Source organism: Streptomyces sp. ActVer (assembly GCF_027270795.1).
Classification (GTDB): Bacteria; Actinomycetota; Actinomycetes; order Streptomycetales; family Streptomycetaceae; genus Streptomyces; species Streptomyces umbrinus_A.
On record NZ_JAPWHT010000535.1, the window covers coordinates 1 to 6,521 of the forward strand.

The 6,521-nt window shown below is 69.0% G+C and carries 5 protein-coding genes; all 5 read right to left on the reverse strand.

Going from position 1 to position 6,521, the window contains the following annotated elements; genetic code table 11:
* Nucleotides 1–161 precede the first annotated feature (161 nt).
* The gene (locus O3Q52_RS46595) at nucleotides 162–2,003 is read right to left on the reverse strand and encodes a hypothetical protein (RefSeq protein WP_269654535.1); all 1,842 of its coding nucleotides are present in this window, start codon (nucleotides 2,001–2,003) and stop codon (nucleotides 162–164) included.
* Between the two features lie 4 nt (nucleotides 2,004–2,007).
* Nucleotides 2,008–2,895 (reverse strand): carbohydrate ABC transporter permease, encoded by an 888-nt coding sequence (locus O3Q52_RS46600; protein ID WP_055613697.1) that lies wholly within the window; start codon nucleotides 2,893–2,895, stop codon nucleotides 2,008–2,010.
* 25 nt (nucleotides 2,896–2,920) lie between these two features.
* Nucleotides 2,921–3,904 carry a carbohydrate ABC transporter permease gene (locus O3Q52_RS46605; RefSeq protein ID WP_269654536.1) on the reverse strand — a complete coding sequence of 328 codons (984 nt, stop codon included), beginning with the start codon at nucleotides 3,902–3,904 and terminating at the stop codon, nucleotides 2,921–2,923.
* Nucleotides 3,905–4,054: 150 nt separating this feature from the next.
* On the reverse strand, nucleotides 4,055–5,386 hold the full coding sequence (locus tag O3Q52_RS46610; RefSeq protein ID WP_189839633.1) for an ABC transporter substrate-binding protein: 1,332 nt from the start codon (nucleotides 5,384–5,386) through the stop codon (nucleotides 4,055–4,057).
* Between the two features lie 267 nt (nucleotides 5,387–5,653).
* Nucleotides 5,654–6,521: ROK family protein (locus O3Q52_RS46615; RefSeq protein ID WP_269654537.1), on the reverse strand; the 868-nt coding region annotated here is incomplete at its 5' end.

Consider the following 6,521-nt stretch of genomic DNA (forward strand, 5'->3'; position numbering starts at 1 on the left):
GGGCGCGGGGAACTGCGCAATCTTTTGGCGGGGGTTCGGGGGCGGAGCCCCTGAGGAAGTGACGGGAATGGGTAGGGGCGGCGGGGGCGAGACCCCTCCGGAACGCCCGAGCCCCCGGCAGCAAAAGCTGTCCGGGGGCTCGGTCGCATCCGCCGAGGAGGTCAGGTCCCCGCGGGAGTCAAAGTGAGCTGAGGTTCGCCGTGCTCATCGGCTTCGCCGAGCACGGCGGTGAAGGAGTCCGTACGAAGGACCAGCCCCTCCTCCACCCGCTCGCAGACCACGGTCAGCGGCTCAGCGGCCGATTCCCCGTAACGCACCCCAAAGACGTCAAGCCCCTCCGGCGCATCCGGCGCGGGCCCGACTTCCAGGGCGGTCGTGGTCCGCACATGCCGCCACCCGGCGTCAGGGTCCCCGTACCCGCGCGGATCGGCCGCCAAGGCGAACGCGGCCTGCTGCTGGGTGACTTCGGCGCGGGCGTCGAAGGAGTCCGGGCTCCCCTCCGGAGGATGCGTCAGACGCAGCTCACCGGCGGCCTCGACGAGCGGAGAATCGCCCACCCGACGGAACCGGTCACCGTCCGCGGCGACATACGGCATCCCGGCGAGCAAGTACCGCTCCCCGTCCAGCCGTTCGACGACCACGGTCATCCACAGCCGCGTGCCGTCAGTGACATACAGCGACCGCACATGGCGCAGGACATGGTCACGGCCGACGACGGGCTTGGTCACGAGCTTGGCCGCGAGCCCGCCCACGCGACGGTCCGCCACCCGCACCGCCCCCATCGGACGGCACAGCAGGAAGTCGTCCGTCACGGGCCCGAACCCGTGCTGCCGGTTGACGGCGGCGGCCACCAGGGCCGTGCCGCCCACCTCGATCACGGAGGGCGTCATCCGGTCGTCGAACGACACGGTGACCGTGCCGGACCGCAGTTGGTGGCGGGCGGGTGCCGCGCTCGGGGCGCGGTGCCAGCTCGTGGTGTCCTGGATCTGCCAGACGAGCATGAACGCGAAGTGCCCGTCCACTCCGCCGTCGGCCCCGACCGCGTGCCGGGCCCAGCGCGTGTCACCGGCGTAGCGGCCGATGTCGGCGCCGATGCGCCGGCCGAAGTACCGCAGCCCGAGGACGGATTCGAAGGCGGAGTGCTGCTCGCTGTAGCGCGGCCCGCCGATGTCGAAGCCGCTCCCGCAGACCCGCGCGTCGATGTACCGGGCGAGCGTGTCGCCGTCCTCCGCGAAGACCTCCTCGCCGCTGACCAGGTGGGCCTGGGCGAGGAAGGACAGGGAGATGGGCCCGTAGTTGTTGTCGTAGGCGCCGCCGTGCTCGGGAGGCAGGGGCGCGCCCCGGTCCCGTACACGCCGGGCGCGGATCTCGTCGGCGTACAGGCGCAGGGCCCGCTGCCGGACCGGCTCGCCCTCCTCGGGCGGGAGACGGCGGGCGAGCATCAGGCCGCCGACCACGCAGCCGATGGCCTGGTTCGCCGCGTCCTGCGGGTTGAAGAAGGTGGCCTCGGTGAGCCAGCGCCAGTAACCGCCCGCGACGTCCAGGAGTTCGCGGTACTGGTCCTCCTCGACGAGCCCGTCCGCCGCGTCGAGGACGTTGACGGCCTGGAGCAGGGCCCACACCGTGCTCGGCCAGTCGCCGATGGGGTGGGCGCCCGCCTCCAGTACGTAACGGGCGTACGGCAGACCGGAGTTGCGTGCCGTCAGGTTCGGGTAGCCGGGGTTGTCCTCGGTGTAGACGCGCGAGCCCAGATGGAAGGCGAGGCTGCGGCGGACCGCGTCGGGCAGCCGCGGGTCCTTGGTGCGGTGCCAGGCGAGCGCGAGCAGGGACGTGATGCCGAGCGAGGTGTCGCCGATGTCGTCGCCGGCGGCCGGGTTCTCGAGGTTGCCCTCGGGGGTGAGGCGGGCCAGGGCCGTCTCGGCGACGGCGGCCAGCACGGCGTCGTACGCGGCCGGGTCGTCGGGGAGGTGGTGCAACTGGCCGCGCTGGTGGGGAAGATGCACGGGATCAGCCCTTCATGCCCGAGGTCGCCAAGCCTTCTACCAGCCTCTTCTGGAAGATGAGGAAGCAGATGAGCGTGGGCAGGAGGGCAAGCGTCGACATGGCGAACATCGCACCGTAGGAGGAGCCGCTCGTCTGGTCCATGAACAGGGTCAGGCCGAGGGGGACGGTGAACTTGTCGTTCTGCTGGAGGTAGACGAGCTGGTGGAGGAAGTCGTCGTACGTCCAGATGAAGGTGAAGATCGTGGTGGTGATCAGGGCCGGCTTCATCAGCGGCAGGATGATCTTCCAGTAGATCTGGAAGGGGTTGGCGCCGTCCATCATGGCCGCGTGGTCGAGCTCGCGCGGGATGGAGCGGATGAACTGGACCATCAGGAAGATGAAGAAGGCGTCCACCGCGAGGAACTTCGGCACGATCAGCGGCAGATAGGTGTTGATCCAGGTCAGGTTGTAGAAGATCGTGTACTGCGGGATCAGTACGGCCTGGGTGGGCAGCATGAGCGTGCCGAGCATCAGGCCGAACCAGATCTTCTTGCCGCGGAACTCGAAGCGCGCGAAGGCGTAGGCGGCCAGCGAGCAGGAGATCACGTTTCCGATCACCGCGCCGATCGTGACGATCAGCGAGTTGGTGATGTAGAGGGAGAAGGAGTTGCCTGAGCCGCTCCAGCCCTCCGAGTAGTTCTCCGGGCGCACCGAGCTCGGGATGAGCCCCGGCTGGGTGAAGATCTGGGTGTCGGGCTTGAACGAGCTGCTCAGCATCCACAGCAGCGGATAGAGCATGACGATCGCCACGCCGATGAGCACGGTGTGGATGAAGATGCGGCGCGATCCGGTGGCCGAACGCAGTTTCTGCAACGGCGACTTCGGGGCGTGGGCCGAGGTGATGGCGGACATGGCTGAAGGACTCCTCGCTCAGACGTCAGTCGTCGTAGTGGACCCAGTAGCGGCTGGCGATGAAGTTGACCGCCGTGAAGCCTGCGATGACCAGGAACAGCACCCAGGCGAGAGCCGAGGCGTATCCCATCTGGAGGTCGGTGAAGCCCTTCTTGTACAGGTAGAGGGAGTACAGCATGGTCGAGTTGAGCGGTCCGCCGGAGCCGTTGCTGATGACGAAGGCGGGGGTGAACGTCTTGAACGCGTCGATGATCTGCAGGACCACGTTGAAGAAGACGATCGGGGTCAGCAGCGGCAGGGTGATCTTGAAGAACCGGGTGACGGGCGAGGCGCCGTCGATCGCGGCCGCCTCGTACACGTCCTTCGGCAGCTGCTTCAGGCCGGCGAGGAAGATGACCATCGGGGTGCCGAACTGCCAGACGGCCAGCAGGATCAGCGTGTAGAGCGCGGTGTCGGGGCTGGAGATCCAGTCCTGGCCCTTGATGCCGAACCAGGCGAGGAAGTCGTTGAACAGACCGTCGCCGCCGAAGACCTGCCGCCACACGATGGCGATGGCGACCGCTCCGCCGAGCAGCGACGGCAGATAGAAGGCGGCCCGGTACAGGCCGATGCCCCTCAGGTCGCGGTTGAGGAGCATCGCCACGCCGAGCGCGAGCGCGAGCTTCAGCGGCACCGAGACGACGACGTACAGCAGGGTGGCGTGCACCGAGTCCCAGAAGACCGGGTCGTCGGTGAACATCTTGTTGTAGTTGTCCATCCCGACCCACTGCGCCGGAGTCAGCAGGTCGAAGTCGGTGAAGGACAGGTACAGCGAGTCCAGCATCGGGTAGATCGTCAGGCCGAACAGGCCGATGAACCAGGGGGCCAGGAAGGCGTACGGCCACCAGCCCCCGCCCCGCCGTCTGGCGAGGCGGCGGCGCATACGGTCGCGCTCCCGCTGGTCGGACGGGGTCGACGGAGCAGCCTGCTCCTCCACGACCTCGTCTGTCTTCGCGGTGGTCATACTCATCTCTCCCTGACCCTCTCCGGTCTTGCAGTGGTGCGGCACTACCAAGCGGGGCCCACCGCGCCCCTGTCAGGGGCGCGGGGAACTGCGCGACCAGCCACGGACAACCCGCAGCCGACGTCCCGCAGCCGGACTACCGCTTCCCAGCGGAGCTCAGCCGCCCAGGATCCCCGAAGCCTGGTCGAAGAACTCCCCGAGCTGGCCCTTGATCGACTTCTTGCCGAAGGCCACCGCGAGGTTCGACTGGAACAGCAGGTCCCAGATCTGGTCGGCACCCTGCGGCGGCGGCACCGGCGCGGGCAGGGCGTTGGTCGCCTTCCCGACGCGCTGGGAGATGTAGTCGGCGTTCTCCATGTTCAGCTTGTCCGTCGGGGTCAGGCCCGAGGCGATCAGGTTGCGGGCCTTCTCCGTCGGCGGGATGCCGCGCAGCAGCTGCATGTCCTTGATCGCCGTCGCGTCCTGCGCGAAGAACGACATGATCTTGACGGAGTCGGCGACCTTCTTGCTGGCCTTGGTGGCGCTCAGCAGGACACCGCCGTTGACGAAGTTGCCTTCGCGGGCGCCCGACCAGTCGCCCTGCGGGGTGGGCAGGAAGTCCAGCTGCGCGTCGGTGATGGAGCCGCCCGCGCCGTAGATGCCGGAGTCGAAGCTGAACAGGGCCTTGCCGATGACGACCGCGTTCTTGGTGAGGTCGTTGTGCGCGGCCGAGGTGATGGCCGGCGGCGGGGAGGCGTTGGCCTTGCGCATGTCGGCCCAGAACTCCCACCACTCCTGGAGAGTGGCCGGGGTGAAGCCGAGCTTCTTGCCGTCGTCGGAGAAGAACGTCTCGCCCTTCTCCCGGGCGAAGACCTCGAAGCACTGGAGCGTGGAGCCGCCGCCGTCGTCGACGCCGTAGATCTTGCCGCCGCTCTTCTTGTAGACGTCCTGGGAGATCTTCTTCAGATCGGCCCAGGTCCACTCGCGGTCGGGCAGCTTCAGGCCGAGCTTCTCCAGGCCGGTGCGGTTGACCGTGAGCTGGTTGACGCCGATGCCGGACGGGACGCCGTACAGCTTGCCGTCGACGGTGCCCGCGGCGAGGAGCGTCTTGGAGAAGCCGGTGAGGTCCAGGGACTTGCCGACGTAGGAGTCGATCGGAGCGAGGACTCCCTTGCGGGCGTACTGCGCGACCAGGGCGGTGTCCATCTGCAACAGGTCCGGGGCGCTGCCGCCGGCGATGTTGGTGTTGAACTTGTCGAAGTACCCGTCGTAGCCGGAGTAGGTCTCCCGGATCTTGATCTTCGAGTTCTTCTTCTGGAAGGCGGCCAGCGCCTTCTTGTAGGCCGCGTGCCGGTCGTCGCTGCCCCACCAAATCATGGTCAGGTCGCTGCTGGTGCTGCCGGCTCCGGTTCCTCCGCTGCAGGCGCTCAGCGCGCTGCCGAGCGCGCCGGCCACGGCGATACCACTTGTGGTCCGGAGCAGAGTTCTGCGCGAGATCTGGTGACCCACCGGGTCCTCCTGGATGTGCGTGACGGATCCCCTGGCCGAACGAGCGGCTCGGGTCTTTTCCCTGGAGTACGCGTTCCTGCGCTCGGCCTCGCCCGGCCGCGGCGCACTGTCGGATGGGGATCCCCGGCCACTGCGGGCCGCAGTCGTACGAGCGCGCCCTCGCACGGCTGCCGTACGTCACGTACAGCGGGACGCCTCATCCAGAGCCGGGTCCCACCGGCTATGGAAAGCGCTTGTCCGGACATTGGCAGACCTACACGTAAGCCGTCAATGCTTCGCCCCCGTACCACCGGTCACGGTTTGACGTCCACGGGCCACGGCGAGACGGCTCGCGCCCACCACCGTGCCGCTGTCGCCGACCGTGCTGCTGACCACTTCCGTGGGCCAGCTCAGTCGGCCCAGTTCGGCGCGTACACCGGGCAGGAGCTGCGGAAACGCGCCGGTGCCGCCGCCCAGCACGATCAGTCCCGGATCCAGCACGGCGGCCACGGCGGCGGCGAGCCGGCCCACCTCGGCCGCATGCAGACCGACCACGGTGCGGGCCGTCGCATGGCCCTCCTCGGCGAGCGCGAAGAGTCGTTCGGCCGTACGGGGACACGGGCCGTCGGCGCCCTGCCATGCCTCCGCGGCCCGGCGCAGGAGGGACGGCGAACCTATGCGCTCCTCCAGGGCCTCGTGGCGCGGTTCACGGCCGTCGTCCCAGGGGTACGGCAGCCGGGCCACCTCACCTGCGGCGCCGTTCGCCCCGCGCAGCACCTGGCCGCCGATGACGACGCCGAGGCCGATACCCACGCCGATCCGCAGATAGCCGAAGGTGTCGCGGCCGCGGGCGGCCCCCTCGTGGAGTTCGGCGAGCGCGGCGCAGTTGACGTTGTTCTCCAGGTGCACGGGAACACCCGGCGGCAGCGCGACGGTCACGGCGTCGAAGACCGGGCCCGCCTTCTCGGTCGCGGGGCGCATACCGGCGCCCTCCCTGTCCTGTGCGGTGACGTCGCCGACGGCGACGACGATGGCGCGCAGCGGGACTCCGACCGGCAGCGTGTCGAGGACCTTGCGCACGGTGTCGGCGGCCTCCGGCCGGGTGCCGGTGCCCTCGGCCAGCAGCGTGCCGTCCAGGGCGCAGCCGCGCAGGGCG